Here is a 25,892-nt window from a genome sequence, read left to right on the forward strand (position 1 = left end):
GAAAAAATGCAATAACTAAATTACATAAATGAAAGTGATAAATTTATTCCCCCACATGCTGCGGGCTTAATGAGTGGATTAGTCTAAAACTGCGCGCAAGGCGCTTTTTCTGTGAGGAATTAGACTATGACAGTTATCAACCAGCCTACCTGCACCCTGTTTACCGATACTGAACGTTTCACACAGTTGTCAGCCTACTACGAGGAAGAGCGGCACACCATCTGGATGATGCTGCGGGCGCAACCTCGTCCTTGTTTTAATCATGCGTTAATTGAGGAGATCATGAACCTCTCCTGGCTGGTTCGCCAGTCCGGGTATCTGGTCGATTTTTGGGTAACCGGGTCACTGGTTCCTGAAATGTATAATGCGGGAGGCGATTTACAGTTCTTCGTAGAGTGCATTCAAAATGGACGGCGTGAAGCGTTACGCGCGTATGCACGTGCCTGCGTCGACTGTGTGCACGCAGCGTCGCGGGGGTTTGATACGGGCGCGGTCTCTCTGGCAATGGTTGAAGGCAGTGCGCTAGGCGGTGGGTTTGAGGCTGCGCTGGCACACCATTTTGTTCTCTCTCAGCGCGATGCCCGTCTGGGCTTCCCGGAAATTGCCTTCAACCTCTTCCCGGGCATGGGGGCATATTCGCTGGTCGCACGTCGGGCAGGGATGAAACTGGCGGAAGAACTCATCTACAAGGGGGAGTCGCATACGGCAGAATGGTACGAACAGCATGGATTGGTCGATGTGCTGTTTGAGCCCGGGCAGAGCTACGTCTCCGTCAGAACCTTCATCGACACGCTGCGACCGAAGCTGAACGGGGTAAGGGCGATGTTGCGCGCCCGAACCCGGGTACTGCAACTGCCGCGCAGTGAACTGATGGATATCACGGAAGACTGGGTTGATGCGGCGTTTTGCCTCGAGCCAAAAGATATCGCCTATATGGAGCGTCTGGTGATGCTGCAAAACCGCCATCATGGGGCATTACGCAAAGCCAGTTAACGTTGTTTTCGCGACTGATATCGCTTTAGCCATCGCTCGAATGCGGCAGCGGGCATCGGCTTAGCGAAGAGAAAGCCCTGCCGTTCGTTGACGCCGTTCTTGGTCAGAAAGGCGTCTTCTTTCGCGCTCTCGACCCCTTCAGCGATGACCTGCAGGTTTAAGGCCTGTGCCACCGCGACGATGGCCCGCACCAGAGACTGGGAGATCGATTGTTTATGTATATCCCTGACGAAGGATTGATCGAGTTTAATGGCGTCGATAGGGAACCGCGCCAGCTGCGACAGAGACGAGTAGCCGGTGCCGAAATCATCAAGATGAATTTGCGCGCCAAGTTTGCTGAACTGCTGGATCACAGAGAGCGCCAGCTCTTCGTTTTCGATAAGGCAGCTTTCCGTGAGTTCAACGTCGATGGGGCAGTATTCAAAATCCAGATCCTTCAGCGCCTGCTTTAAATCGCTGAAAATGGTCTGGTCGGCCAGCTGACGTGCGGAGACGTTGACCGCCACGCGCAGGTTAATCCCCTTATCGCGCCATTTAGCCACCTGGCGCACCACATCAAGCATCACCCAGCGGCCCAGCGGGACAATCAATCCCGACTCCTCGGCATAAGAGATAAACTCCAGCGGAGGGATCAAACCGCGCTCCGGCGACTGCCAGCGCACCAGCGCTTCCAGACTTCGGATTTCACCCCGCCAGGTAATTTTAGGCTGGTAGTGAATCAGAAGCTGATCGTTATCCAGCGCTTTACGCAGGTTGGTATCCAGCCAGAGATATTCAAATACGCGCTGGTTCATCTCAGGTGAGAAGACGCAGAACTTGCCCCGGCCATTCTCTTTCGCCGTGTACATGGCGGTATCGGCATTACGGATGACGCTTTCCCTGTCGTTACCGTGCTGGGGGGCGAGGGCGATACCGAGCGAGCAACCGGTGTAAATTTCTATCAGGCCAATTCTGAACGGCTGGCGCAGACGGGTTAAGATCCGCGACGCCATGGCTTCCAGAGAGCCCTGAGAGGTATCTATGGCCATGACAATAAACTCATCACCGCCAAGTCGCGCCAGCACCTGACCGTCATCCAGACAGCTCAGAATGGCCAGAGCGACAGCCTGCAATAGCTGGTCACCAAACATATGGCCGTAGGCATCATTGACCTTTTTAAAGTTGTCCAGGTCGAGATACACCACGCCGACCTGCGTTTCACCGCGGCTGGCGATGGCATCAGAAATCAGTTCGTGGATCGCATTACGGTTTGGTAAACCGGTAATGGTGTCGGTATTGGCCAGCACGCGCAGACGCTCCTGGGCGCGGCGCTCCTCGGTAATGTCGGTGCCGGAACAGATAAGGAAAATTTCATTTTTGCCGCTGCCGCTATGAACAAACTTGTTTCTGAACAAAAACAGCCGTTGCCCTTTACGCGTTTTGATCCAGCGTTCGACCTCGTAGGAGCTGCCGTTGCGAAAAAAACCGGTGATATTGCGCTTTGAAGCTGCCGCTTCGCTCCGGCTCATAAACAGCTTGAACACGTTCTGGCCAATAACTTCTTGTTCTTTCAGACCGGTATATTCTTCACTCAGCCGGTTAAAACGCTGAATATTGCCGTTATGATCGAGAATAACGATGACGGAGTTGGCTTCAGAGACAACCTGTTCAGCAAAAGAGAGGCCCTGAGCCAGGTCACGAGCCACGGAGGGCGTATCGTTCCACGCTGACGCGGTGCCGGCCCATTCATTACGGGTTATTTTGCGCCCCACAAGATGAACCGGGACATCTTCGCCGTACAACGAGAGCGTCATGGAGATGCTGGAGGTAATGACGGTTAACTGGCGGATAAGTTCGGCTTGTTCATCATCCAGCGCCACCACCTCAGTCACATCGGCATTTTCGCTGGCGGCAAGGTGCAGAGCATTGCTGTCAGCTGTCATTCGCCACCAGGGGCTATGCGTACCCATGTAACGAAACAGCAAATTCTGCTCCAGATCGTCCATCATGTTTTCTCCCGCAGCTGCTCATTAGCGCACAAATCATTCATTTGCCGTCGACTTTTCCGTTGTGAAACAGCGGCAACCCCAAAATGAACGTCGTGTTTTTTCCCGGTTTTCTTATAAAAAACGCGTCTGGCGAAAAAGGATATTTATTGTATAAAAATTCACGTAACCGAATATAACGGCACTCTTTTACTGTAGATAATTATGGCAATTTTGGGCGGGAAGGCGCTGAAAATAGTACGAAAAAATAATGATTTTGCGGCGGGGGTTCAAAAGAAAAATTGTCGGCGCTTCCCGAAGGGAAACGGCCGACAATTTAAGCGGTTATCAGGCGACCGGTCGCGCGATAACGCTGCGGGTTTCCATGCGAACTTCAGCGATGTTTACGTCAATCACGTCTGTGACTTTGTAAACTGTTTCACCTTTGATTTGCACGGTACCATTCTCCTGGCTGCAGACCAGTTCGTCACGGACGGCATGCAGGAACGGGGCAGGGATAAAGGCGACGGCACCGTTATCCACCAGGCGAACGCGCATACCGCCCCGGCTGATATCAATGATTTCTGCGGCGAAGCGAGTATCTGTACCCGCTTTATCCTGCAGGTAGCGTGCGTACAGCCAGTCTCCCACGTCACGTTCCGCCATACGGTTCAGGCGACGTCGTTCGGCCATCTGCAGGGTGGTGTCATTTTGCGGACGCGCAATGGACTCACCCTTAATGATCGCCTTCAGCAGACGGTGGTTGACCATGTCACCATACTTACGAATAGGTGACGTCCAGGTCGCGTAGGCTTCCAGGCCGAGGCCAAAGTGTGGACCCGGCTCGGTGCTGATTTCAGCAAAGGACTGGAAACGACGGATACGGCTGTCGAGGAAACCGGATGGCTGTGCATCCAGCTCGCGGCGCAGCTTACAGAAGCCCTGCAGCGTCAGCACTTCTTCAGGGTCAACGTGCACATCGTGGTTCTTCAGCAGGGCCGCCAGCGCTTCGGTATTGGCCGGATCAAAACCGGTGTGGACGTTGTAAATACCAAAGCCCAGCTTGTCACGCAGGACGCGAGCGGCACAAATGTTGGCAGAAATCATCGCTTCTTCAACAATGCGGTTCGCAATGCGACGCGGTTCGGCCACGATATTCAGCACTTCGCCTTTTTCACCCAGCACAAAGCGATAGTCCGGACGATCCTTAAAGACCAGCGCATGGGTTTTACGCCACTCGCCGCGGTTCAGACAAATGCGGTGCAGCAGGCGGATCTGTGCGGCAATCGCGTCTGATTCCGGTTTCCAGGTGCCGGTATTCTCAAGCCAGTCGGAAACATTGTCGTAGGCCAGCTTGGCTTTCGATTCGATGGTTGCGGCAAAAAATTCAATATCGTCTTCGATCGCGCCATCGGCGGCGATGGCCATGCGGCAGGCAAGGACCGGACGCACTTCATTTGGACGCAGTGAGCAGAGGTCATCTGACAGTTCGCGCGGCAACATGGGGATGTTGAAGCCCGGCAGGTAGTTAGTGAACGATCGGACTTTTGCCATATCGTCCAGCTTGCTGCCTTCAACGATCCAGGCGGTGGGATCGGCAATGGCGACGGTCAAATGCAATTTGCCATCAGCGCTCTCTTCCGCATACAGCGCATCATCCATATCTTCTGTGCTGGCGCTGTCGATAGTGACAAACTCCAGGGCAGTGAGGTCGCGACGCGTCAGGCCTTCGTCCTGCATTTCAGTCGCTACGCCGTCTGGCGCTTCTTTCTCAAGATTATGGCGTGCAAGCGTCACCCACCATGGCACGAAATGGTCGTCGCCAAAAGTGATGAACTGGGTCAGTTCAGCATAAAAGCCACGATCGCCTTTCAGAGGATGACGGCGCATTTCTGCTACGGCCCAGTCACCTTCTTTGAAATCATGCTCAACACCACGGGCGGCGCGGCAAGGAATGGCATCTTTCAGCAGGGGATGATCCGGCACGATAGAAAGACGATCGTCTTTTCGCTGGACCTTGCCCACGAAGCGGGTCAGGAACGGTTCGATCAGTTCTTCCGGCTCGGCGGACTCTCGTTCCTTTTCGGTATGAATGACGGCCGTAATGCGGTCGCCATGCATCACTTTCTTCATTTGCGGTGGCGGAATGAAGTAGCTTTTCTGCGCATCAACTTCAAGGAAGCCAAAGCCCTTTTCCGTGGCTTTTACGACCCCTTCTGCACGCGGCGTCTGGGAATGCAGTTGCTGTTTAAGCTGCGCTAGCAGCGGGTTGTCCTGAAACATAATGTTCTATTTTCGTAGCCATTGAGCGGCTGACAGTTTTACGCGATTCTCACTGTCACAGCAAGCGGTCTTTGGGTAATTAGTATGGTTATTCCCCTTTGCCAAACGCGACTTTCAGGCGTTCAAGCCAGCCATCCATCGCGCTCCGGGTGAGCAGTTTTATCGCCCGTACCGCAGGCAGTCCTTGTTCAGTGAGCGGGGTGAACTGTGCGGCACTGAAGCGGTCCGGAGAACGCGTCAACAAGTCGATTGCCGCCGAAAGCGCCGGCGAATCAAGAGAAATATCATCATGGCTGTTTACCAGGATCTCACCCGTCAGGTCGAGCAGGATGGGCTCATGGCTGAGTACCGGCGTCAGCGCTTCAAGGGCGGGTTCGGCCTGCCAGCGGGAAAGCGATTCAAGCTGATGCGCGCTGGCATAACGCAGTTCAACGACAGGTAAAAGCGCCACCCAGGACTCAGGAGCGGCTGGCAGCGTGTGCGGCTGAATATGATGGCCGGGCAGCCAGCGTACAGGATGCCCCAGCAGGGCCTGAAAGACGGCCACCACGCGTGCCTGAAAACCGATAAAGCCGATAATCTGATTAATAAGCACCATGTCGTAGGTTGTCAGGCCCACCTCATCAAGCTGCTGCAGTGCTTTATCATCGATGACATCAGGTGAGCTGGCGAGCTGACGGGCGTACTGGGTGATTTGTGCCAGGCGGCGGTTACTTTCGCGTGAGGAGTCAGGGCCGGGAAGCGGGGCGAGGAGGGCGGCATAGTGGTTACACAACCGTTGGACGCCACAGGCCTGCGCGACCGTTAATGCAGTACTCAATCTGTCGTAGGCGCTGAGCGTATGCAGCCGGTTAACGGAGATTGAGAGCGGAAACAACAGGTGGCATAAGGTTCTGGCAGGGGTGAGCCAGCCAGTACAGGCGGCGACAATCTCGTCAGGCAGGGCTAAATCGAGCAAAAAACGATCGTCGACGTTAGCGGCTTCGGGCACCAGAGGCAGAACATCCGTCTGCGCGTGGTTTGACTGGGTTTCGTGGTACCAGTGGCCTTTGCCGGAAAAACGGCGTTGTTCCATGGGCGTTCCTTGATCTCAAAATGGCGATCAATATCCTGGCGTAAGGCAGATGTGGGGAAAAATATTGTTAGGTGATAACAAATAGCTGAACGGAATAACGAAGGGGTCGGGCGGAGGAAGGAAAACTCTCTTCCCGTGAGGGAAGAGAGTCACAGCTTATTTAATTTCCAGCTCGTTCATTGCAGCGATGTTGAAGCCGCCGTCAACGTGAACCACTTCACCGGAGATACCCGCGGAAAGGTCAGAGCACAGGAACGCTGCAGAGTTACCCACATCTTCAATGGTAACGGTACGACGAATCGGCGTAACCGCTTCGCAGTGCGCCAGCATTTTACGGAAATCTTTGATACCGGAAGCTGCCAGGGTACGGATTGGACCCGCAGAGATAGCGTTCACACGCACACCTTCTGGACCCATCGCGTTCGCCATGTAGCGGACGTTTGCTTCCAGAGACGCTTTAGCCAGACCCATAACGTTGTAGTTAGGGATAGCACGTTCTGCGCCCAGATAGGACAGGGTCAGCAGAGCTGCGCCTGGGTTCAGCATCGCACGGCAAGATTTAGCCATTGCCACGAAGCTGTAGGAGCTGATGTCGTGAGCGATTTTGAAGCCATCACGGGTTACCGCGTTCACGTAGTCGCCGTCCAGCTGATCGCCAGGAGCGAAGCCGATGGAGTGAACGAAACCGTCGAATTTCGGCCATGCTTTTGCCAGTTCAGCAAACATGCCATCGATGCTTTCGTCTTGTGCAACGTCGCATTCCAGAACAAGGCTGGAACCCAGCTGCGCGGCAAACTCTTCTACACGGCCTTTCAGCTTGTCGTTCTGGTAGGTGAACGCCAGCTCAGCGCCTTCGCGATGCATAGCCTGTGCGATGCCGTATGCGATGGACAGTTTGCTGGCAACGCCAGTTACCAGAATGCGCTTACCGGAAAGAAAACCCATAGATTTAATCCTTATATTCATTGCTTATTTTTTGCCTTGTAAATCATAGCATTACAGGCAACATTTCAAAGTCATTCGAAATTAGCTCGAAATTATATCCCACTCAGTGCCCCTTGTGTCACGCTATTTCTCGCTCAAAGCCCGTGACGTATGTCATGGAAGGGGGTGAGCGAACGCGTTATCACGCTGTTTCACAGGCATCCGTCCATTATATCACTGCGCGGCCGGTTCGCCTCATCCAACCAGAGGCGGGCGTTTTTGCGCAAAATGATCCGTTCAGTGGATTTTACGTATTACAATCCAGTTAGAGTCAAAACATGAAAGAAATCATTAACAAACACGTTATAGACTGGGTTGAAGATAATATTTTATCTCTGGAGCATATCGATCGGCTGGTCGTAAAAACGGGTTACAGCAGAAGGACGCTCGAAATCTGGTTTAAACACCAATTCCACCAGTCGCTGGGTGAGTATATGCTCAGGAGACGAATGAGCTATGCCGCGTCTTTATTAAGGATGACGTCGCTGCCGGTCACCGAAATCGCTCACATTTTTCAGTATCATAGTGGACAGGGTTTTGCCCGCGCGTTTAAGAAATTGACCGGGAAAACACCGTCTCAATATCGAAGCGATGAAATATGGGACTTCCAGCGTTACCATCCTTCACTGTTATTAGAAGGGCTCCGTAAACCTGACGTGAAGATTTGTCGGCTGGCGCGGACGTTTTCCTATAACGATACCCTGACGGTATATGATCATATTTTTAATCCTGCGATACAGGATGTGACCAAAAGACTGAGAAAACTTTTGCTTGATCATCGTGGGGAGGTAAAAGAAATCGCCATCAGGGGACGGCGTCCAGAAGGCCTGGATAAAAGCCGGGAAAACATGGCTGAAGTCATAATTGATTATCTGTCACCGGATAATACATCGCACCAAAAACAGGAATATCATTTTTCCGGTAAATATGCCGTTATGCGGTATGACGGTAGCTGGAGCGCCTACGGTAAGCTCAGCAAAAAGAACTATTTGTGGATAATGTCTTATCATCAATTCAGGCTGCGTAATGAAACCCATTTAATGACGTTCCATTCCTGCTCCGAAGATAAGGTCGTATTTGATATTTATATACCCATAGTCTGAGTCTGGCACCGTCTCGTAATTAAAACGAATCAGTCAGTACGGGCTCTCATCTGTGAGCCCTGACGCTATATATTCCTCGCAAAACAGATGTTTTACAAATGGAGTTGTGAACGATGAAAGAAGAATTGTATCGATTCGATGATGATGATATCGACTCAATTGCCTATTCCGTCGCATTTAGCGAATGGCTCGGTATCGATAATCTGCAGGATTGTGCCCTGACAAGAATTTCGGAGGAGGACAGGGGGAATATGAGCGAAAGTTAGAGGAGTTTCGCCATTTCTTTCAATATGCTTCAGGGGAGTAGTATTTTTCACATTTTCTTTTACAGAATAAAACGCATCACTAAGTTTAACATATACGGATATATGGAATGCATGCATGAGGATTGCACAGTTATTAGTTAAGACGTTAATTGTCGGAACGGTTTCTTTTCCTTACGCGACGGTGTCGGCCATGACACCAGCGGAACATAGTCAGTATGACGCTCTGATTATCGAGGCGAGAAAAGGCAATACGGAACCAGCCTTGTCTTGGTTTTCAGGCCACCATCGGCTTGATGAGTCTCAGGTCGCCGACTGGATGCAAATCGCCCTGTGGGCCGGTAAAGATAATGAGGTTATCAACGTCTATTCACAATACAAACATCATACGTTACCGGCGAGGGCCTATTCAGCGCTGGCGATAGCCTATCGCAACAAGCAGGTAAGAGTGATCTCACTGGTGAGTAAAGCGCAGTAGGGAATATCCCGGTTCGGTACGACATCGACCGGGATAATCCACTTCAACAGACTGAGGTCGGTTAACTGAAGCATCTGAAAAGAGGGTGGCAAGCCTGACCGGTTTGCCCCTCGATGTTAAGCAGAGAATGGTGTAAATCGCTCTGCCGTTTCACGTCTTTTATTTATGCGGTATTAATGAACATGAATAACATTACGTTGGCTGAGAAAATGATCGTGCTGTCCGGTGCGCTGCTGTTTGCACTGATGATCGCGGTGAACTCCTTTTTTGTTAATGATAATCCAGGTTTCAGGGTACCCATGACAACCTATTTGATCGTCATGATTGCGCTATTTTTTCTGGATACCATTATCTCTATTTTTATCCAGATGCAGTATGCGTCTGACCGATCTCATTTATCCCTGTTAATCCTGAGCATGGCGTTTCTGAGCGGTCTCATCTATTTCATAGAAACGATTATCGTCATTCAGCTTCCTGAAGACGCAGGGTTAACCCATACGCTAAAAACTAACGATACGGCGGTATTTTATTTTTTCCGCCAGTTAAGTTTTATTTTTTTGCTGGGGCTTGCTGTATGGGTGGAGAAACACACGGCACGACGACGGTTCACATTACGGAATAAGGTCTGGCTGGCGCTAATATCGTTAATCCCCCTGGTTATGTTCCCGGTGCTGGCCCATGCGTTGAGCAGCTACAATCCAACCTGGACATTAACGATAGCCGCGTATCGCCCCGATCAGTATCATCCTGTCTGGGATGTCCGCTACGTTAACGCTCTGATAGTTCTCTGGTCGGCCCTGGCCTGCTACATGACTTACGTGACACGCTTTTCATCTGGCGTCTGGAACAGCATCATCGTGGTGTGCCTTTCTGCGATCACCTATAACTTTTTCCTGCTCTTACTCGATACGTATAACCTGTCGCTCTGGTATATCAGCCGGGCGGTAGAAGTGTTCAGTAAACTATTTGTTATCTGTACCTTACTGTTACATGTCTTCAGCTTGCTGAGATTTTTTGGCGATCGGGTTAACCGCGATCCCCTTACGCAGATCTTCAACCGCAAGTATTTTTTTGAGGCACTTCAGCGGCTCCGCATGCTCAGAACAGAAAAGGGCACCAGCATTATGATGCTGGATATCGATAACTTTAAGACCATTAATGACACCTGGGGACATCCTGTGGGGGACCGCGTCATTCTGGCGGTCGTGGATATTATTAAAGACAGTATTCGTGATAATGACGTCTTTGCCAGACTGGGAGGTGAAGAGTTTGGCCTGCTGTTGCCCGACACGGACAGGAGTATGGCCGTAGTCGTCGCAGAACGTATTCGCAAGAATGTTGAGCAACGCACCGGGCAGGGTAATCTGTACGCGGTGCCCCTGACGGTAACGTTAAGTATTGGCGTGTGCTCAGCCATTCAGGAAAACGTCAACAGTAGCGATATCATTCGTGATGTGGATGAAGCACTGTATGAGGCCAAGCACGGTGGTAAAAACAGAACCGTGTGCAGACAGGCCGCAGGGTCGGTCTGAACCGGCGTTGCGCGCCTCCCGCGGTGTGATTTACGCGCAAGAAAAAACGGGGTTATAACACAGGGATGTAAATATCAAAGTTAACGCGCTCATCGCTGCAGGCGTTAAAACGCATTAAATGAATGCCATCGCGCAACGTCAGGCGGTTCGTCACCATTGCCTTAACAAACGCAATTTTGTTATAGGCGCTATAACATTCCCAGCTGCCTTCAAAGGACATTTTTGCATATTTTCCGGTAAGTAAAAGTGTGTCTTTCTTTGTTGTTTTAGTGCTGTCTAAACAATATGAAATTAAGACTTCTACCAGATAGGAACGGCTTTTACCCAGACGTTCTGGTCGGCGCGGCACTATGGCAAGCTGTTGGATCCGATCGCGATTCTCAAGCAGGAGTTTTTTGATTTTTTTAGTGACATCGTGCACCGCAGTATCAAAAAGATGATCGTGCTCTATAATCTCATGGGTATACGGAAAAATCTCATTGAGTTCACAGAGTGTTATTTCGGGTGTTTTAAGATCGTCTAATAAAAATGAGGGCTGAAGGATATCAAAATCCCACTCTTTTGCATTTCTGTATTCAGAAGGGGTGAGTCCCGACATCTTTTTAAAGGCTCTTGAAAACCCCTGGCTGCTTTGGTAGTGAAATAAATAAGCAATGTCCGTAACGGGAAGCGACGTCATTCTGAGCATGATGGCTGCAAGGCTCAGCCTTCTCCTTAGGATGTACTCACCTAAAGAGAGGTGATATTTCTCTTTAAACCATGTTTCCATGGTTCTTCTGCTATACCCGGTATCTTTAACCAATTGATCAATATGTAAAATAGAAAAATTATTTTCCTCTACCCAGGTGAGAATATATTTACTAATACTTTCTTTCATTCGATATCTACAGCGTGTGGCGTCATGACGTAATTAATAAATTGCCGGTGGGGCTTATGCCAAATACTTGCTTTATTGCGGTGGGATTCTGGCAATGACCTTAATTTCAAAATCAAAGCCCGCAAGCCAGTTTACCCCCACGGCCGTCCAGTTCGGATAAGGGGGGCGGGGGAACGCTAATTTTTTGGCTTCCATGATGGTTGAAAACTGATTTTCTGGATCGGTATGAAACGTCGTCACGTCGATCACATCATCAAACGTACATCCCGCAGCAGAAAGCGTAGCCTGGAGATTATCAAAAGCCAGTTGTACCTGAGCGCCGAAATCCGTTTCAGGTGTGCCGTCGCTGCGGCTTCCAACCTGGCCTGAGACAAATAACAGATCGCCAGAGCGAATGGCAGCAGAATAGCCATGTTCTTCATAGAGGGCATGACGATTAGCGGGAAATACAGGTTCACGTGGGTGCATGGCATTTCCTTTTCGATTGGGGGTATTGTTGAGATCACGCGGTCGTATTAACATACGCGGCGTATGTCAAAATCTAAACCACATACGCCACGTATGTCAAACGTAAAAACACAACGTAACCAAGGACGTCTTATGGCTGCAAAAAGCCGTGCCGAAACGGCCCAGGAAAATCGCGAAAAAATGATTCAGGCAGGGCGCAAAGCTTTTGCCGAGAAAGGCTATGCCGCAGCCTCCATGGATGAACTGACCGCAAGCGTGGGGTTAACACGTGGAGCGCTATACCATAATTTCACTGACAAGAAAGGCTTGCTGGCTGCGGTGGTCGCCCAGATAGACAGCGAAATGGCACGAAAGGCGAAGGAAATTGCCGCCAGCGCCGAGAATGACTGGGAGCGACTGCTGGCGGAAGGCGTCGCTTACATCAACATGGCGCTCGATCCGGAAGTGCAGCGTATTGTACTGCGTGATGGTCCGGCTGTTCTGGGTGACCCGGCCCACTGGCCCAGCCAGAATAGCTGTCTGGAATCTACCCGTGAGACCATAGAAAAAATGATTGAACGCAAGGTCCTGAAAGACATGGATGCAAACGTCGCTGCACAGCTGTTAAATGGCGCTGCGCTCAATGCTGCACTGTTGATAGCCGCCAGTGACGATCCACAGAAGACGTTGCCACATGCGATTGAGGTGTTTGTCCTGCTTGCAAGCGGGTTACGCCATCAGTGAAAGGAAAGGGTTAACGCGCGCGAGCTGCCATTTAACCCTTAAAGGAATGGGTGTGCCGGGGGCATTTTTGTCGGATAAGGGGCGTTAAAACGCCGCGAGGATTTCGCGCGTGGTGAGCGTTGTTAATCCGCCCCTTGCACCAACGCGCTAGCGATCTTTTCTCCACGCATCCGCGGTTAATGCTTCACCGAAATGGCCGGCAATCAATCGCTTAGTCAGTTCATGAAGCGGAGAGGCCATAACATCCGCGGTACTGCCACGTTCAACAACCTCACCCTGATGCATGACCATCACCTGGTCGCTGATATGTTTCATCATCCCCAGATGTTGGGTCACGTAGATATACGAGATACCCTGTTTTTCCTGTAATTCGAGCATCAGGTTAATTAACTGCGACCGCATCGACATATCCAGCGAGGCGAGCGCTTCGTCGGCGATGATCACTTTCGGGCGCAATATCAGCGCACGCGCGAGCCCAAGACGCTGTTTCTGGCCGGGGGCGAGCATGTGCGGGTAATAGCTCTCGTGATCGGGCAGCAGCCCAACCATCCGCAGGGTTTCAAAAACGCGTTTGCGTCGCGCTTCTGGCTCGAGATCGGTATTCAGACGCAGCGGAAAATCGAGGATTTGCGAAATACGCTGACGCGGGTTGAGCGATGTCGACGGATCCTGGAAGATCATGCGGATACGCTGGCTGCGGAAAGAGTAATCGCCGAATTCCAGCGGATGGTCATCTATCAGCACTTCGCCGCCGGAGGGTTCAACCATGCCTGCCAGCATCTTCGCCAGCGTGGATTTACCGGAACCGTTCTCACCGATGATCGCCAGCGTCTGTTTTTCGCGCAGGGTAAAGCTGAGCGGCTTCACGGCTTCAACGGTCTGACGATGGAACAGTCCGGTACGGTAGCGAAAGGTCTTACTCAGGTTACGGACTTCCAGTAAGGTTTCGACCATTTCACTCTCTCTCCATGTTCAGCGGGAAATGACAGGCATATAGATGATTTTTGGCCCCTGTCAGGCGTGGCGTCTCAATACATTTACGCTGCGCATACGGGCACCGCGGCCCCAGACGACAGCCAATCGGCAAGGACTCCAGCAGCGGGATAGCCCCGGGCAGGGTATTCAGGCGACTCTTGTGCGGCATGGCGCTGCCAAAATCTGGAATGGCGCGGATCAGCGCCTGCGTATACGGATGATGCGGCGCGGTGATGAGGTCTTCACTCGGGGCGGTTTCGACCGTCTGCCCGCAGTACATCACATCAATCTTATCAGCCCATTTGCTGAGCATTTGCAGGTCGTGACTGATTAACAAAATGGTGGTGTTGTTGTTCTGGTTCAGACGCGTCAGCAGGCGGAAAATCTGCGCCTGCGTGGTCGGTTCCATCGCGTTGGTCGGTTCATCCGCAATCAGCAGACGCGGCTGATTGGCCAGCGCGATGGCAATCATCACTTTCTGACATTCACCGTCGGTCAGTTCGTACGGAAAACTGCGCATGGCATCTTTATGATCTTTGATCCCGACGCGGTGCAACAGCTCAATAGCACGACGCTTACGCCAGCCAAACCGTTGCCACCAGCGGCCTTTATAGGTCCATCCGGGAATGTTCTGCATCAGCTGTTTGCCCACGCGCTCGGAAGGGTCAAGACAGGATTGCGGCTCCTGGAAAATCATTGATACGTTATGGCCGACCAGCTTGCGACGCTCGCGGGGAGAGAGGCGTTGCAGGTCGATATCATCAAAACGCATACGGTCAGCGGTGACGCGCCAGTTATCCTTCGCCACGCCACAGATGGCTTTGGCGATCAGGCTTTTCCCTGAACCGGATTCACCCACCAGCCCGCGAATTTCACCCTCAGCAAGGGTGATACTGATGCGATCGACGGCTTTCACCCAGCCTTCACCGGTTTTGAACTCGATGGTCAGGTTGCGAATATCAAGAAGCGGCATTATTGCACCCCCGCATTAATTGCACGGCGTATACCATCGCCCAGCAGGTTAACAAGCAGCACACTCACCATAATGGCTGCGCCCGGTAACATGACCGTCCACGGCGCAACGTAGATAAGCTCAAGCGCGTCACCGAGCATCGCGCCCCATTCAGGCGACGGCAGCTGCGCACCGAGATCGAGAAAGCCAAGCGCCGCGATGTCCAGAATCGCCATCGACAGGGCGCGGGTGATCTCCGTGACCAGCCCGGCAGCGATGTTCGGCAGTACGGCAAACCAGAGGATGTTTAAGGTTGTCGCACCGTCCAGGCGAGCTGCGACGACATACTCTTTTTCCAGCTCGTCATGCACCATGCTGTATACCGAACGCACGATGCGGGGGAGGATCGCCAGCCAGACCGCGAACATGGCATGCGACAGGTGTGGCCCGACAAACGCCACCACAATGATGGCCAGCAGCAGGGACGGAATAGAGAGCAGGGTGTCGAGAATGTGGTTCAGTGCCGCCGAGCGCAGGCCATGCGTCGACCCGGCAAAGATGCCGAGCGCCAGACCGCAGATGGTGGCAGCAAACGTCACCACAAATGCACCGCCGACCGTCGGCGCCGCGCCGCTCAACAGGCGGCTCAATACGTCACGCCCGAGGTCGTCCGTACCGAGGAAGAAAGAGACCTCACCGTAGCGCGACCAGGATGGGGGCAGCAACTGATAGCCAAGGAACTGCTGATCAATACCGTAGGGCGCAAACCAGGAGCCAAAAACGCAGAGCAACACCAGCCCGGCGAAGCCATAAAGGCCAATCATTGCCGTGGTGTCACCATAGAATTTACGCCACACGGTACGCAGCGCACCGGGCGTGCGCTTTTCACTGTATACGTTATCGTAGGGCATACCATTCCTTATGCTTCAACGGGTTGGCCATAGCACCCAAAATATCGGAAATCACGTTAACAATAATCACCAGAGAGCCAATCACCATGACGCCCGCCGAAATGGCGGCGTAGTCCTGCTGGCGGATAGCATTGATCAACCATCGTCCCAGCCCCGGCCAGCTGAAGACCATTTCGGTAATCATCGCCAGGGTGAGCATGGTGGAAAACTGGAGCCCCAGTCGCGGGATCACAGGCGGCAGGGCATTATGCAGCACATTACGGCGCAAGATAGTCAGGCGCGATAAGCCGCGCGTGGCGGCCGCTTTGACATAGTTCTGATCGAACACCTCGATGGTACTCAGGCGCATCAGGCGGATCACTTCGGTTGTCGGTGCCACCGCCAGCGTCAGTACCGGCAAGACCATATGGCGTACGGCGCTGACGATCATCTCATGTCGCCAGGCTGAATCAGACAGCCAGGCGTCAACGATAGCAAACCCGGTCACCGTTTTTACCGTATACAACAGGTCAAAACGGCCAGAAACCGGCAGCCAGCCCAGGTTGAGGGAAAAGAAAAGCGTCAGCAGCAGCGCCAGCCAGAAGATCGGGATCGAGAAGCCGAGCAGGGCGAGGGCGCTGATAAATTTATCCTGCCATTTGTTGCGATAAATCCCTGCCAGCATCCCTACCGGAATACCAACCATTAAGGCAAAACCGAATGCCAGAATGCACAGCTCCATTGTCGCCGGGAAAACCTCTTTCAGCTGCTCGGAGATGAGCTGTCCGTTGATGCTTGAAACACCGAAATCCCAGTGCAGCAGACCGTTAAACCAGAAGAGCCACGCATCCCACAGCGACGACCCCTGGAGCGGGGCGTGCGGGGTGAAATAGCTCAGACTGAAACCAACAAAGGTCAGGAAAAAGAGCGTCACCAGCAACAGCAGAAGGCGGCGCAAGGTAAAAATGATCATGGTTTTTTCACCTCTTGTTCTTTTTCGCGAGACACGCCGGCGAAGGAGGCGTTGCCGAACGGACTCAACACCAGGCCTTTAATATCATAGCGATAGGCCTGCAGGCGCAGGGACGAGGCCAGCGGCAGCACGGGCAGCTCTTCGGCAAGGATCTTCTGCGCTTCATCATAGGCGTCTATGCGTGACGCCAGCTGTTGGGACGCCAGCGCTTTTTGCAGCACGCCGTCAAATTCCCGGTTGCACCAGTGGGCGTAGTTGGTCTGGGAGTTAATCGCCGCACAGCTCAGCAACGGACGGAAGAAGCTGTCCGGATCATTACTGTCGGTCGCCCAGCCTGTCAGGGTTAAATCATGGTTCATGTCCATCAGGCGCGCCTCCTGGAAACGACCCTCAACCGGCACGATGATCACTTTCACACCCACCTGCGCCATATCTGCCTGCAACAGCTCGGCGGTCTTCAGCGGGCTTGGGTTCCAGGCCTGAGAGCTGGTCGGTACCCAGAGTTGCAGCGTCAGGTTTTCTGCCCCCAGCGCTTTCAGCTGTTCACGCGCTTTTGCCGGGTTGTATTCCGTAATTTTAGCTTCACTGTCATAGGCCCACGAGGCTCGCGGCAAAATAGAGGCGGCGGTTTCTGCCGTACCGTAATAGATCGACTGCATCAGACGCTGGTTGTTGATGGCCAGCGCCAGCGCATGGCGTACGGCAGGGTTGTTCAGCGGCGGCTTATCGGTATTAAACGCCAGATAGGCGATGTTCATGCCGGGGCGTAACGTCAGGCGCAAACGCGGATCGTCGCGCAAAATGGTGAGCTGGCTGGCAGCAGGCCACGCCAGCACGTCGCACTCCCCGGTCAGCAGTTTTGATAAACGCCCCGTCCCGCCAGAGCCAAGATCGACCACTACCTGTGGCATCAGCGGCGTGCCGCGCCAGAAATGCGCATGGCGCTGCAGGCGGATATATTGTCCGGAGCGATATTCGGCCAGCTGGAACGGACCGGTACCGACTGGCTGACGATCGATTAACTCCTGCCGATCGATTTTGCTCAGGTTCGCGGCGTATTCAGCAGACATGACGGACGCATAGTGGGTGGCCAGGTGCCAGAGGAAAGAGGCATCCGGGCGCTTCAGCGAAAACTCCACCGTGCGGTTATCCAGCTTGCGAACGCTTTTAACGGTATCGGCAAACTGCAGGCTGTCGAAGTAGGGGAAGTTGCTGCCGTTAACGTTATGCCACGGGTGATTACGGTTAAAGATACGCTGGAACGTAAAGACCACGTCATCCGCGTTCAGTTTGCGCGTTGGGGTAAACCATGGCGTGTGCTGAAATGCGACATCATCGCGCAGGTGGAAACGGTAGGTCGCGCCGTTATCCAGGACTTCCCAGCTTTCGGCAAGCTCTGGCACCAGACGGTAGGTGTAGGGATCCACATCAAGCAGACGGTCATAGAGTTGCGCGGCAAGGGTATCCACAATCAGGCCGCTGCCCGCTTTTTGCGGGTTAAATGTATCAACCTGACCGCTTACGCAATAGACGAAGCCGCTGTCGCGAATATCAGGTTGCGTAGCGGGTTCGGGCGCAGCAAACGCCAGGCTGCTGAACAGACCAAGTGCAAAGAAGGACGATAAAACCAGACGCATAATTTTTAAGGTTTTTAGGTTCGATCTGCAAAGTGTATCGCACTTACGCCTGCTTCGTAAAAATGTCTGCGGGTAAGTGCTGATATTGTCAGCGCATTTGATGCTTTTTGAGCAATGCCCTTAATTGATGGTAGGTCAGACCCAGGAGTTCAGCCGCCCGTTTCTGGTTATATTTCGCCATCTTCAGGCTCTGCTCAAGCAGCTGTTGTTCCTGTTCATGCTGGAACTGCCGCAAATCCAGGGGAAGTGCAGGGGAAGCTCCGGACGCGGGCGGGGCGGAAGCTGGCTGCGGGCTACGCTGAAAAGGATCGAGAATAATGTTATCCAGCTCGGTCTCACTGCTGCCGTGGCGATAGACAGAACGCTCCACGACGTTTTTTAACTCACGGATATTTCCCGGCCAGTGGTAAGCGAGGAGTGTTTCCTTTGCATACTCGCTGAACCCCGGAAAAAGCGGCAGACCGAGCTCGCGACACATCTGAATCGCAAACTGCTCTGCCAGCAGCATGATGTCGCTTCTTCGCTCGCGCAGCGGCGGGAGCTGAACGACGTCAAAGGCCAGCCGGTCGAGCAGGTCGGCACGGAATTTATCCTCTGCCACCATTTGCGGGAGGTTGGCATTGGTCGCGCACACCAGACGCACGTTGACCTGCAACGGCTGGCTACCGCCGACACGCTCCAGCTCGCCATACTCAATCACGCGCAGCAGCTTTTCCTGTACCAGCATGGGCGCGGTGGCCAGTTCATCAAGAAACAGCGTGCCGCCGTCGGCGCGTTCAAAACGACCCGGATGGCGTTTTTGGGCACCGGTAAAAGCACCGGCTTCATGACCGAAAAGCTCCGTGTCGAGCAGATTTTCATTCAACGCCGCGCAGTTAAGCGAAATGAAGGGGCCATCCCAGCGTCCGGATAAATAATGTAGACGGTTAGCAATCAGTTCCTTGCCCGTGCCGCGCTCACCGATAATAAGCACCGGCTTGTTGAGCGGCGCGAGACGGGAGACCTGTTCGAGGACTTCCAGAAAACTGTTGGCTTCGCCGAGTAAATTGTCTTTGTATCCAGCCATGATGAAATTAACCACTCCTTAGTGATATTCACCAGGTGAGCATAGTGTGCCGATGCCTGGAAATCAACCACATCAAGTAAAATCAACAAGATAAAAACTTGGCACGGTATTTGTATTAGCTATGTAGCAGGGCATCGCCCGATAACAGAACTATGAGGATCACATTATGGGTATTTTTTCTCGTTTCGCCGACATCGTGAACGCCAATATCAACTCACTGCTTGAGAAAGCGGAAGATCCGCAGAAGCTGGTGCGCCTGATGATTCAGGAAATGGAAGATACGCTGGTTGAAGTGCGTTCTACCTCCGCCCGTGCGCTGGCTGAGAAAAAACAGTTAACGCGCCGCATTGAGCAGGCGACCGCTCAGCTTAACGAATGGCAGGAAAAAGCAGAACTTGCGCTGCGTAAAGATAAAGAAGACCTGGCCCGCGCCGCGCTGATTGAAAAACAGAAGCTGGCAGACATGGTCGCGACGCTCGAGCATGAAGTCACACTGGTCGATGATACCCTTTCGCGTATGAAGAAAGAAATTGGTGAGCTTGAGAACAAACTGAACGAAACGCGTGCGCGTCAGCAGGCGCTGGCATTGCGCCACCAGGCGGCAAGCTCATCCCGCGATGTACGTCGCCAGCTGGATAGCGGTAAGCTGGATGAAGCAATGGCACGTTTTGAGTCATTTGAACGCCGTATCGACCATATGGAAGCGGAAGCGGAAAGTCACAGCATTGGTAAACAAAAGTCACTGGATCAGCAGTTTGCTGACCTGAAAGCGGACGATGAAATCAGCGAGCAACTTGCTGCGCTGAAAGCCAAAATGAAGCAAGACAACCAATAATAATTTGTGCGGCACCTGAGCGTGCCGCCACGCATCGTAAGACAAGGAGTACACATGAGCGCGCTTTTTCTGGCTATTCCCCTGACCATTTTCGTGCTGTTTGTTCTGCCGATTTGGTTATGGCTGCACTACAGCAACCGTTCTTCACGTGGTGAACTTTCCCAGAGTGAACAACAGCGTCTCGTACAGCTGACCGAACAGGCGAATAAAATGCGCGAACGCATTCAGGCGCTGGAAGATATCCTCGATGCAGAACATCCAAACTGGAGGGACCGTTAATGGCTGGACTGAACCTGAACAAAAAATTGTGGCGCATTCCGCAGCAGGGAATGGTACGCGGCGTCTGTGCCGGACTGGCCCATTATCTTGATGTCCCGGTCAAACTGGTTCGCGTGGTAACAGTGCTGTCGATCTTCTTCGGTCTGGCGTTTATCACCCTGGTGGCGTACATCGTGCTGTCGTTTGTACTCGACCCGATGCCGGAAGGTGAACTGGCCGCAGAAGGCGCACCGACCAGCAACGATCTCCTGAACGCGGTTGACGATCAACTCGCCGCTGGGGAGAAGCGGTTACGTGAGATGGAGCGCTATGTCACGTCTGACACCTTCACGCTGAGAAGCCGTTTTCGTCAGCTTTAAGAGAGAATATACATGAAGCAAAACTGGCAACAGGCCGGTCAGAAGGTAAAACCCGGCCTGAAAATCGCAGGTAAACTGGTCCTGCTGACGGCATTACGTTTCGGCCCGGCAGGTGTGGCGGGTTGGGCGATAAAATCTGTTGCCCGCAAGCCGGTAAGAATGTTGCTGGCTGTGGCGCTCGAACCTCTGCTGCAAAAAGTGGCAAAACAGCTTTCACGCCGCTACTTTCCCCAATAATTCCTGCGTACGTTAGCCTTTCTCGTTTTCGGGGCAGGCTAGCGATACTTCTTCGCTTTCCCTTTCTTTCTTTGCGGCAGCTCACAATACTGCGTTGAGCTGCTTTGCAATCGCCTTTTTCTGCGTCCCGGTCCGTTGACAGATATTTTTCATGGGAGTAGATTGCGTTCCGTGGGACCGCTACCATGGAAAATAAAATGCAGGCTAAAATTAAAGAAATCATTAATCTTGTTTACGGGGAATCATTTTCCGATACCCATTTTTCGGTGTTGCTGGAAAAGATTGATAACGCGATTTCTGTTATTACAGATAAGCGTAAGGTGGGGTGGGATGAAAAAGATGTTGTCCTGATTACGTATGCCGATCAGTTTTCGGCAGAAGGGGAGAAAGCCCTGCCGGTTTTCACACGGTTTTATAATAAGTGGCTCTCTCACTCCTTTTCACATGTTCATCTTTTACCTTTTTATCCGTGGTCTTCTGACGACGGTTTTTCTGTTATTGATTACCACGACGTCGCACCAGAAACAGGAACGTGGCAGGACATCGCCGAATTAAAACAATCAGCCAGTTTGATGTTTGATTTCGTCTGCAATCACATGTCGGCGCAAAGTCAATGGTTCGCGAATTACCTTAAGCAAATGCCGGGGTATAACGATTTCTTCATTTCTGTTGACCCTGAAACGGATCTGTCGGCCGTCACGCGACCGCGTGCTTTGCCCCTCCTCACGCCGTTTACGCTTCACGATGGCAGCGTACGCCACCTGTGGACCACCTTCAGCAGCGACCAGGTCGATCTCAATTTTGCCTCTCCTCAGGTTCTGATTGCGATGGTAGACGTGCTGCTGCACTACCTGACTGAAGGGGCGCGCTACATTCGTCTGGATGCCGTTGGGTTTATGTGGAAGATACCCGGAACGAGCTGTATCCATCTGGAACAAACCCATCAGCTTATCCAGCTTTTCCGTGCCATTACCGAGGCTGTCGCGCCGGGTACGGTGATAATCACTGAGACCAATGTCCCGCATAAAGACAACGTTGCCTACTTTGGTGACGGCAACAATGAAGCGCAGATGGTGTATCAGTTCTCCTTGCCGCCGCTTGTGCTGCATGCGGTACACCGTCAGGATGTCCGGGCGCTGTGTCAGTGGGCGTCGTCGTTGACGCTTCCTTCCACGAAAACCACCTGGTTTAACTTTTTGGCCTCGCATGACGGGATTGGCCTCAATCCGTTACGCGGAATTTTACCCGAGTCTGAGATCCTCTCGCTGGTTGAGAAACTTCAGGCCGAGGGGGCGCTGGTCAACTGGAAAAACAATCCGGATGGAACGCGAAGCCCGTATGAAATCAATGTCACTTATCTTGATGCGTTAAGCACAAGGGACTGCGATGACAATCACCGTATTGCCCGGTTTATTCTGGCTCATGCTGTACTCCTGAGTTTCCCCGGTGTGCCTGCCGTCTATATCCAAAGTATTCTTGGCTCGCGTAATGATTATGAGGGCGTGGAGCGCCTGGGATATAACCGTGCGATTAACCGCAAAAAATACCTCGCCGGTGCAATCGACAGTGAACTTGAGAACGAAAATAGCCTGCGGCAGAAAGTCTATTATAGATTGCGTGAATTAATCGCCCTGAGGCGTGCAGAAAAAGCATTCCACCCTGACAGTCAGGCTTGTTTTAGTACGGCAGGCGAGCATGTATTAAAAATAATGCGTATTGCGCAAAGTGGCGAAAAAGTTACCGCGTTATTTAATTTCAGCGATCGCGTTCAAACGCTTGAGTCGAATATTCCATCCGGCAGGGAATTGATCGCCGGGAAAGATATTACTGGTACGACTCTGACCCTTAATCCATGGCAGGTGTTGTGGATTAAAGAAAACTAAAAAAGGACCTTAAACATGAATATGCCCAAAATTGTGCTGATATCAGCACTGGTTTCGTGCGCCTTGTTGTCAGGCTGTAAGGATGACAAACCCTCTGCTGTCACCATTGAGTTTATGCACTCCTCAGTTGAACAGGAGCGTCAGGCGGTAATTACAAAACTGATTGAAAAATTCGAGAAAGAGAACCCGACGATTACGGTGAAACAGGTACCGGTAGAAGAGGATGCCTACAACACCAAAGTGATTACGTTGGCCCGCACCGGTGCGCTGCCCGAGGTCATTGAGGTCAGCCATGACTACGCAAAAGTCATGGATAAAGAGCAGCTGCTGGACCGGGATGCGATCAACGCCGCCATCAAAGCGGTGGGCGAAAACACTTTCTATGACGGAATTTTACGTGTCGTTCGCACGGAAGACGGCTCAGCCTGGACGGGGGTGCCAATCAGCGCCTGGCTGTCCGGCGTCTGGTATCACAAAGATGTGCTTGCTGCGGCGGGTATTGAGGAGCCGCATAACTGGGAACAGTTGCTGAAAGCCAGCCAACGCCTCAACGATCCGGCTAAAAAACGCTATGGCATTGCGCTACCCACGGCGGAAAGCGTGATGACCGAGCAGGCGTTTTCTCAGTTTGCGCTTTCCGGTGGCGCGAACGTTTTTGACGCCAACGGGAAAATCAACATCGATACCCCGGAAATGGTGAACGCGCTGGCGTTCTATAAAGCACTGGCCGCGACCACCATGCCGGGCTCGAACGATGTCATGGAGATTAAAGATGCCTTTATGAATGGCTCGGCGCCGATGGCGGTGTATTCCACCTATATCCTGCCGGCGGTCTATAAAGACGGCAACCCGGCCAATCTGGGCTTTGTCGTTCCGACTGAAACGTCTTCAGCGGTCTACGGCATGGTCACATCGCTGACGATCACCTCCGGTCAAACAGAAGATGAAACCCAGGCTGCACAGAAGTTTGTTACCTGGATGGAGCAGGCACAGAACGCGTCTGACTGGGTGATGATGTCCCCGGGTGCCGCGCTGCCGGTGAACAAACTGGTCGTCGGCACGGACTCCTGGAAAGACAACGAGGTCATTAAAGCGTTTGGTCAACTTCCCTATGAGCTTATCGCCCAGTTCCCGAATGTGCAGGTATTTGGCGCCGTGGGCGACAAAAACTTTACCCGCATGGGTGATGTAACGGGGTCCGGCATCATCAGTTCCATGGTGCATAACGTCACAGTAGGTCAACAAGATCTCACTGCAACGTTAAGCAACAGCCAAAAGCGACTGACTGACCTGATTTCACAACGATAGGAGCGCTCTGCGGAAGGAAATTATGAAGACGTTGTTTTCTGGTCGTTCAGATATGCCTTTCGCCATGCTGCTGTTGGCCCCCAGCCTGATTTTGCTGGGGGGCCTGGTGGCCTGGCCGATGATTTCCAATATTGAAATCAGCTTTTTACGTTTGCCGCTTAACCCGCGCATTAGCGCCGTGTTTGTCGGGCTGGATAACTATGTTCGTATCCTCAGCGATGGCGCATTCTGGCACTCCCTGTGGATGACGTTCTGGTACACCGCCCTGGTGGTGATGGGCAGCACGGCGCTGGGGCTGGCCGTTGCCATCTTTTTTAACCGGGAATTTCGTCTGCGGAAAACGGCACGTTCACTGGTGATTTTGTCCTACGTCACACCATCCATCTCGCTGGTGTTTGCATGGAAATACATGTTCAACAACGGCTACGGCATTGTGAACTATCTGGGTGTCGATCTGTTGCACCTGTATGACCAGGCGCCGCTGTGGTTCGACAACCCGGGCAGCAGTTTTGTGCTGGTGGTGCTGTTCGCCATCTGGCGTTACTTCCCCTACGCGTTTATCTCGTTCCTCGCGATATTGCAGACCATCGATAAATCGCTGTACGAAGCCGCGGAAATGGATGGGGCAAATGCCTGGCAGCGTTTTCGTATCGTCACGCTGCCCGCCATTATGCCGGTGCTGGCCACGGTGATTACACTGCGAACCATCTGGATGTTCTATATGTTCGCTGATGTTTATCTCCTGACTACCAAGGTCGATATTTTGGGCGTCTATCTCTACAAGACCGCATTTGCCTTCAATGACCTCGGGAAAGCCGCTGCCATCTCCATGGTGCTGTTCGTGATCATCTTCGCCGTCATTCTGCTGACCAGAAAAAGGGTAAACCTCAATGGCAACAAATAAACGCGTACTGGGCCGTCTCGGTTTTTATCTGGGGCTGGCGGTGTTTCTGATCATCACGCTGTTCCCGTTCTTTGTGATGTTAATGACCTCGCTCAAGAGCGCGAAAGAGGCGATATCGCTCCATCCGACCATCCTGCCGCAGGCGTGGACGCTGCAGCATTACATCGACATCTTTAATCCGCTGATCTTCCCGTTTGTGGACTACTTCAGAAACAGCATGGTGGTCTCGCTGACCTCGTCGGTAATTGCTGTTTTTCTCGGCACGCTGGGGGCTTACGCGTTATCCAAACTGCGTTTTAAAGGACGCACGACGATCAATGCGAGTTTTTACACCGTCTATATGTTCTCGGGGATTTTGCTGGTGGTGCCGCTGTTCAAAATCATCACCGCGCTGGGGATCTATGACACGGAGCTGGCGCTGATTATCACCATGGTGACCCAGACGCTGCCGACAGCCGTCTTTATGCTGCGCAGCTATTTCGACACCATTCCGGATGAAATAGAAGAAGCCGCGATGATGGACGGGCTTAACCGCCTGCAAATTATCTTCCGCATTACCGTTCCGCTGGCGATTTCCGGCCTCGTGTCGGTGTTCGTCTACTGCTTCATGGTGGCATGGAACGACTACCTGTTTGCATCCATTTTCCTGTCCAGCGCCAGCAATTTCACCTTGCCGGTTGGGCTGAACACCCTCTTTAGCACGCCAGATTATATCTGGGGTCGGATGATGGCGGCATCGCTGGTGACAGCGCTTCCGGTGGTCATCATGTACGCACTGTCTGAACGTTTTATCAAAAGTGGTTTGACCGCCGGTGGCGTTAAAGGCTGAGGCGGCCAGTTTTAACTAGGAG

26 protein-coding genes are annotated in these 25,892 nt (G+C 52.5%); 14 read left to right on the forward strand and 12 right to left on the reverse strand.

Annotated features, from left to right (window positions below; genetic code table 11):
* Nucleotides 1-126: 126 nt before the first annotated feature.
* Entirely contained in the window at nucleotides 127-993 is an 867-nt protein-coding gene (locus AM410_RS18360) for a crotonase/enoyl-CoA hydratase family protein (RefSeq protein ID WP_014170362.1), read from the forward strand.
* Here the strand turns inward: AM410_RS18360 and pdeR are convergent.
* The 4 genes from pdeR to fabI all read right to left on the reverse strand — a co-directional run bounded on the left by pdeR (nucleotide 990) and on the right by fabI (nucleotide 7,260).
* Nucleotides 990-2,981, reverse strand: coding sequence for a cyclic di-GMP phosphodiesterase (gene pdeR / locus AM410_RS18365; protein ID WP_073397286.1), 1,992 nt, complete (start codon nucleotides 2,979-2,981; stop codon nucleotides 990-992). The two genes, AM410_RS18360 and pdeR, sit on opposite strands and share 4 nt — an antisense overlap.
* Before the next feature lie 324 nt (nucleotides 2,982-3,305).
* Entirely contained in the window at nucleotides 3,306-5,240 is a 1,935-nt protein-coding gene (locus AM410_RS18370; protein WP_073397283.1) for an exoribonuclease II, read from the reverse strand.
* 88 nt (nucleotides 5,241-5,328) lie between these two features.
* Nucleotides 5,329-6,315: a CMD domain-containing protein gene (locus AM410_RS18375; protein WP_032680889.1), complete on the reverse strand. Its 987-nt coding sequence runs from the start codon at nucleotides 6,313-6,315 to the stop codon at nucleotides 5,329-5,331.
* A 156-nt stretch (nucleotides 6,316-6,471) separates the two neighbouring features.
* Complete coding sequence (gene fabI, locus AM410_RS18380) at nucleotides 6,472-7,260, reverse strand: enoyl-ACP reductase FabI (protein WP_020882447.1); 789 nt, start codon at nucleotides 7,258-7,260, stop codon at nucleotides 6,472-6,474.
* 317 nt (nucleotides 7,261-7,577) lie between these two features.
* Between fabI and AM410_RS18385 the strand changes: the two genes are divergently transcribed.
* The 4 genes from AM410_RS18385 to AM410_RS18395 all read left to right on the forward strand — a co-directional run bounded on the left by AM410_RS18385 (nucleotide 7,578) and on the right by AM410_RS18395 (nucleotide 10,675).
* Nucleotides 7,578-8,402 carry a helix-turn-helix transcriptional regulator gene (locus AM410_RS18385; RefSeq protein WP_032680890.1) on the forward strand — a complete coding sequence of 275 codons (825 nt, stop codon included), beginning with the start codon at nucleotides 7,578-7,580 and terminating at the stop codon, nucleotides 8,400-8,402.
* Nucleotides 8,403-8,515: 113 nt separating this feature from the next.
* Nucleotides 8,516-8,668, forward strand: coding sequence for a hypothetical protein (locus AM410_RS23955; protein ID WP_154816610.1), 153 nt, complete (start codon nucleotides 8,516-8,518; stop codon nucleotides 8,666-8,668).
* Between the two features lie 262 nt (nucleotides 8,669-8,930).
* Nucleotides 8,931-9,143: a hypothetical protein gene (locus tag AM410_RS23960; protein ID WP_154819380.1), complete on the forward strand. Its 213-nt coding sequence runs from the start codon at nucleotides 8,931-8,933 to the stop codon at nucleotides 9,141-9,143.
* 182 nt (nucleotides 9,144-9,325) lie between these two features.
* The gene (locus AM410_RS18395) at nucleotides 9,326-10,675 is read left to right on the forward strand and encodes a sensor domain-containing diguanylate cyclase (protein ID WP_032679689.1); all 1,350 of its coding nucleotides are present in this window, start codon (nucleotides 9,326-9,328) and stop codon (nucleotides 10,673-10,675) included.
* Nucleotides 10,676-10,727: 52 nt separating this feature from the next.
* Here the strand turns inward: AM410_RS18395 and AM410_RS18400 are convergent, their stop codons facing one another.
* Nucleotides 10,728-11,552 (reverse strand): helix-turn-helix domain-containing protein, encoded by an 825-nt coding sequence (locus AM410_RS18400; RefSeq protein ID WP_032680892.1) that lies wholly within the window; start codon nucleotides 11,550-11,552, stop codon nucleotides 10,728-10,730.
* Nucleotides 11,553-11,624: 72 nt separating this feature from the next.
* Nucleotides 11,625-12,020 carry a RidA family protein gene (locus AM410_RS18405; RefSeq protein WP_020882451.1) on the reverse strand — a complete coding sequence of 132 codons (396 nt, stop codon included), beginning with the start codon at nucleotides 12,018-12,020 and terminating at the stop codon, nucleotides 11,625-11,627.
* Between the two features lie 132 nt (nucleotides 12,021-12,152).
* On the opposite strand from AM410_RS18405, the gene AM410_RS18410 reads away from it, so the two are divergent.
* A complete protein-coding gene (locus tag AM410_RS18410; protein WP_032680893.1) occupies nucleotides 12,153-12,743 on the forward strand; it encodes a TetR/AcrR family transcriptional regulator in 591 nt (196 codons plus the stop codon).
* A gap of 147 nt (nucleotides 12,744-12,890) precedes the next feature.
* Here AM410_RS18410 and sapF read toward each other — a convergent pair whose 3' ends face one another.
* The 6 genes from sapF to pspF all read right to left on the reverse strand — a co-directional run bounded on the left by sapF (nucleotide 12,891) and on the right by pspF (nucleotide 19,236).
* On the reverse strand, nucleotides 12,891-13,697 hold the full coding sequence (gene sapF, locus AM410_RS18415) for a putrescine export ABC transporter ATP-binding protein SapF (protein ID WP_014170351.1): 807 nt from the start codon (nucleotides 13,695-13,697) through the stop codon (nucleotides 12,891-12,893).
* A gap of 1 nt (nucleotide 13,698) precedes the next feature.
* Nucleotides 13,699-14,691, reverse strand: coding sequence for a putrescine export ABC transporter ATP-binding protein SapD (sapD, locus tag AM410_RS18420; RefSeq protein ID WP_014170350.1), 993 nt, complete (start codon nucleotides 14,689-14,691; stop codon nucleotides 13,699-13,701).
* Complete coding sequence (gene sapC, locus AM410_RS18425; protein WP_014170349.1) at nucleotides 14,691-15,581, reverse strand: putrescine export ABC transporter permease SapC; 891 nt, start codon at nucleotides 15,579-15,581, stop codon at nucleotides 14,691-14,693. The genes sapD and sapC overlap by 1 nt, the downstream gene beginning before the upstream one ends.
* Nucleotides 15,568-16,533, reverse strand: coding sequence for a putrescine export ABC transporter permease SapB (gene sapB, locus AM410_RS18430; protein WP_014170348.1), 966 nt, complete (start codon nucleotides 16,531-16,533; stop codon nucleotides 15,568-15,570). The genes sapC and sapB overlap by 14 nt, the downstream gene beginning before the upstream one ends.
* Nucleotides 16,530-18,170, reverse strand: coding sequence for an ABC transporter substrate-binding protein SapA (gene sapA / locus AM410_RS18435; RefSeq protein ID WP_020882454.1), 1,641 nt, complete (start codon nucleotides 18,168-18,170; stop codon nucleotides 16,530-16,532). The genes sapB and sapA overlap by 4 nt, the downstream gene beginning before the upstream one ends.
* Before the next feature lie 88 nt (nucleotides 18,171-18,258).
* Nucleotides 18,259-19,236, reverse strand: coding sequence for a phage shock protein operon transcriptional activator (pspF, locus tag AM410_RS18440; RefSeq protein WP_032680894.1), 978 nt, complete (start codon nucleotides 19,234-19,236; stop codon nucleotides 18,259-18,261).
* A 166-nt stretch (nucleotides 19,237-19,402) separates the two neighbouring features.
* Here pspF and pspA point away from each other — a divergent pair, with 166 nt between their 5' ends.
* From pspA to AM410_RS18480, 8 genes are all read left to right on the forward strand, one after another.
* The gene (gene pspA / locus AM410_RS18445) at nucleotides 19,403-20,071 is read left to right on the forward strand and encodes a phage shock protein PspA (protein WP_014170345.1); all 669 of its coding nucleotides are present in this window, start codon (nucleotides 19,403-19,405) and stop codon (nucleotides 20,069-20,071) included.
* Nucleotides 20,072-20,125: 54 nt separating this feature from the next.
* Nucleotides 20,126-20,350: an envelope stress response membrane protein PspB gene (gene pspB, locus AM410_RS18450; RefSeq protein WP_025204011.1), complete on the forward strand. Its 225-nt coding sequence runs from the start codon at nucleotides 20,126-20,128 to the stop codon at nucleotides 20,348-20,350.
* Nucleotides 20,350-20,709 carry an envelope stress response membrane protein PspC gene (pspC, locus tag AM410_RS18455; RefSeq protein WP_014170343.1) on the forward strand — a complete coding sequence of 120 codons (360 nt, stop codon included), beginning with the start codon at nucleotides 20,350-20,352 and terminating at the stop codon, nucleotides 20,707-20,709. Before pspB ends, pspC begins: the two co-directional genes overlap by 1 nt.
* Nucleotides 20,710-20,721: 12 nt before the next feature.
* The gene (gene pspD / locus AM410_RS18460; protein WP_032680895.1) at nucleotides 20,722-20,946 is read left to right on the forward strand and encodes a phage shock protein PspD; all 225 of its coding nucleotides are present in this window, start codon (nucleotides 20,722-20,724) and stop codon (nucleotides 20,944-20,946) included.
* A gap of 185 nt (nucleotides 20,947-21,131) precedes the next feature.
* On the forward strand, nucleotides 21,132-22,829 hold the full coding sequence (locus AM410_RS18465; RefSeq protein WP_032680896.1) for a sugar phosphorylase: 1,698 nt from the start codon (nucleotides 21,132-21,134) through the stop codon (nucleotides 22,827-22,829).
* A gap of 15 nt (nucleotides 22,830-22,844) precedes the next feature.
* The gene (locus AM410_RS18470; protein WP_020882458.1) at nucleotides 22,845-24,137 is read left to right on the forward strand and encodes an ABC transporter substrate-binding protein; all 1,293 of its coding nucleotides are present in this window, start codon (nucleotides 22,845-22,847) and stop codon (nucleotides 24,135-24,137) included.
* Between the two features lie 22 nt (nucleotides 24,138-24,159).
* Nucleotides 24,160-25,041: a carbohydrate ABC transporter permease gene (locus AM410_RS18475; protein ID WP_108648200.1), complete on the forward strand. Its 882-nt coding sequence runs from the start codon at nucleotides 24,160-24,162 to the stop codon at nucleotides 25,039-25,041.
* Nucleotides 25,028-25,870 (forward strand): carbohydrate ABC transporter permease, encoded by an 843-nt coding sequence (locus AM410_RS18480; RefSeq protein ID WP_025204015.1) that lies wholly within the window; start codon nucleotides 25,028-25,030, stop codon nucleotides 25,868-25,870. Before AM410_RS18475 ends, AM410_RS18480 begins: the two co-directional genes overlap by 14 nt.
* Nucleotides 25,871-25,892: the final 22 nt, after the last annotated feature.

Source organism: Enterobacter cloacae complex sp. FDA-CDC-AR_0164 (assembly GCF_003071645.1).
Classification (GTDB): Bacteria; Pseudomonadota; Gammaproteobacteria; order Enterobacterales; family Enterobacteriaceae; genus Enterobacter; species Enterobacter ludwigii.

Bases quoted from the DNA above. Each gene is read 5' to 3' on its own strand.
- AM410_RS18360 (WP_014170362.1), top strand. From the start codon at position 127: ATGACAGTTATCAACCAGCCTACCTGCACCCTGTTTACCGATACTGAA.
- pdeR (WP_073397286.1), bottom strand. From the start codon at position 2,981: ATGATGGACGATCTGGAGCAGAATTTGCTGTTTCGTTACATGGGTACG.
- AM410_RS18370 (WP_073397283.1), bottom strand. From the start codon at position 5,240: ATGTTTCAGGACAACCCGCTGCTAGCGCAGCTTAAACAGCAACTGCAT.
- AM410_RS18375 (WP_032680889.1), bottom strand. From the start codon at position 6,315: ATGGAACAACGCCGTTTTTCCGGCAAAGGCCACTGGTACCACGAAACC.
- fabI (WP_020882447.1), bottom strand. From the start codon at position 7,260: ATGGGTTTTCTTTCCGGTAAGCGCATTCTGGTAACTGGCGTTGCCAGC.
- AM410_RS18385 (WP_032680890.1), top strand. From the start codon at position 7,578: ATGAAAGAAATCATTAACAAACACGTTATAGACTGGGTTGAAGATAAT.
- AM410_RS23955 (WP_154816610.1), top strand. From the start codon at position 8,516: ATGAAAGAAGAATTGTATCGATTCGATGATGATGATATCGACTCAATT.
- AM410_RS18395 (WP_032679689.1), top strand. From the start codon at position 9,326: ATGAATAACATTACGTTGGCTGAGAAAATGATCGTGCTGTCCGGTGCG.
- AM410_RS18400 (WP_032680892.1), bottom strand. From the start codon at position 11,552: ATGAAAGAAAGTATTAGTAAATATATTCTCACCTGGGTAGAGGAAAAT.
- AM410_RS18405 (WP_020882451.1), bottom strand. From the start codon at position 12,020: ATGCACCCACGTGAACCTGTATTTCCCGCTAATCGTCATGCCCTCTAT.
- AM410_RS18410 (WP_032680893.1), top strand. From the start codon at position 12,153: ATGGCTGCAAAAAGCCGTGCCGAAACGGCCCAGGAAAATCGCGAAAAA.
- sapF (WP_014170351.1), bottom strand. From the start codon at position 13,697: ATGGTCGAAACCTTACTGGAAGTCCGTAACCTGAGTAAGACCTTTCGC.
- sapD (WP_014170350.1), bottom strand. From the start codon at position 14,691: ATGCCGCTTCTTGATATTCGCAACCTGACCATCGAGTTCAAAACCGGT.
- sapC (WP_014170349.1), bottom strand. From the start codon at position 15,581: ATGCCCTACGATAACGTATACAGTGAAAAGCGCACGCCCGGTGCGCTG.
- sapB (WP_014170348.1), bottom strand. From the start codon at position 16,533: ATGATCATTTTTACCTTGCGCCGCCTTCTGCTGTTGCTGGTGACGCTC.
- sapA (WP_020882454.1), bottom strand. From the start codon at position 18,170: ATGCGTCTGGTTTTATCGTCCTTCTTTGCACTTGGTCTGTTCAGCAGC.
- pspF (WP_032680894.1), bottom strand. From the start codon at position 19,236: ATGGCTGGATACAAAGACAATTTACTCGGCGAAGCCAACAGTTTTCTG.
- pspA (WP_014170345.1), top strand. From the start codon at position 19,403: ATGGGTATTTTTTCTCGTTTCGCCGACATCGTGAACGCCAATATCAAC.
- pspB (WP_025204011.1), top strand. From the start codon at position 20,126: ATGAGCGCGCTTTTTCTGGCTATTCCCCTGACCATTTTCGTGCTGTTT.
- pspC (WP_014170343.1), top strand. From the start codon at position 20,350: ATGGCTGGACTGAACCTGAACAAAAAATTGTGGCGCATTCCGCAGCAG.
- pspD (WP_032680895.1), top strand. From the start codon at position 20,722: ATGAAGCAAAACTGGCAACAGGCCGGTCAGAAGGTAAAACCCGGCCTG.
- AM410_RS18465 (WP_032680896.1), top strand. From the start codon at position 21,132: ATGGAAAATAAAATGCAGGCTAAAATTAAAGAAATCATTAATCTTGTT.
- AM410_RS18470 (WP_020882458.1), top strand. From the start codon at position 22,845: ATGAATATGCCCAAAATTGTGCTGATATCAGCACTGGTTTCGTGCGCC.
- AM410_RS18475 (WP_108648200.1), top strand. From the start codon at position 24,160: ATGAAGACGTTGTTTTCTGGTCGTTCAGATATGCCTTTCGCCATGCTG.
- AM410_RS18480 (WP_025204015.1), top strand. From the start codon at position 25,028: ATGGCAACAAATAAACGCGTACTGGGCCGTCTCGGTTTTTATCTGGGG.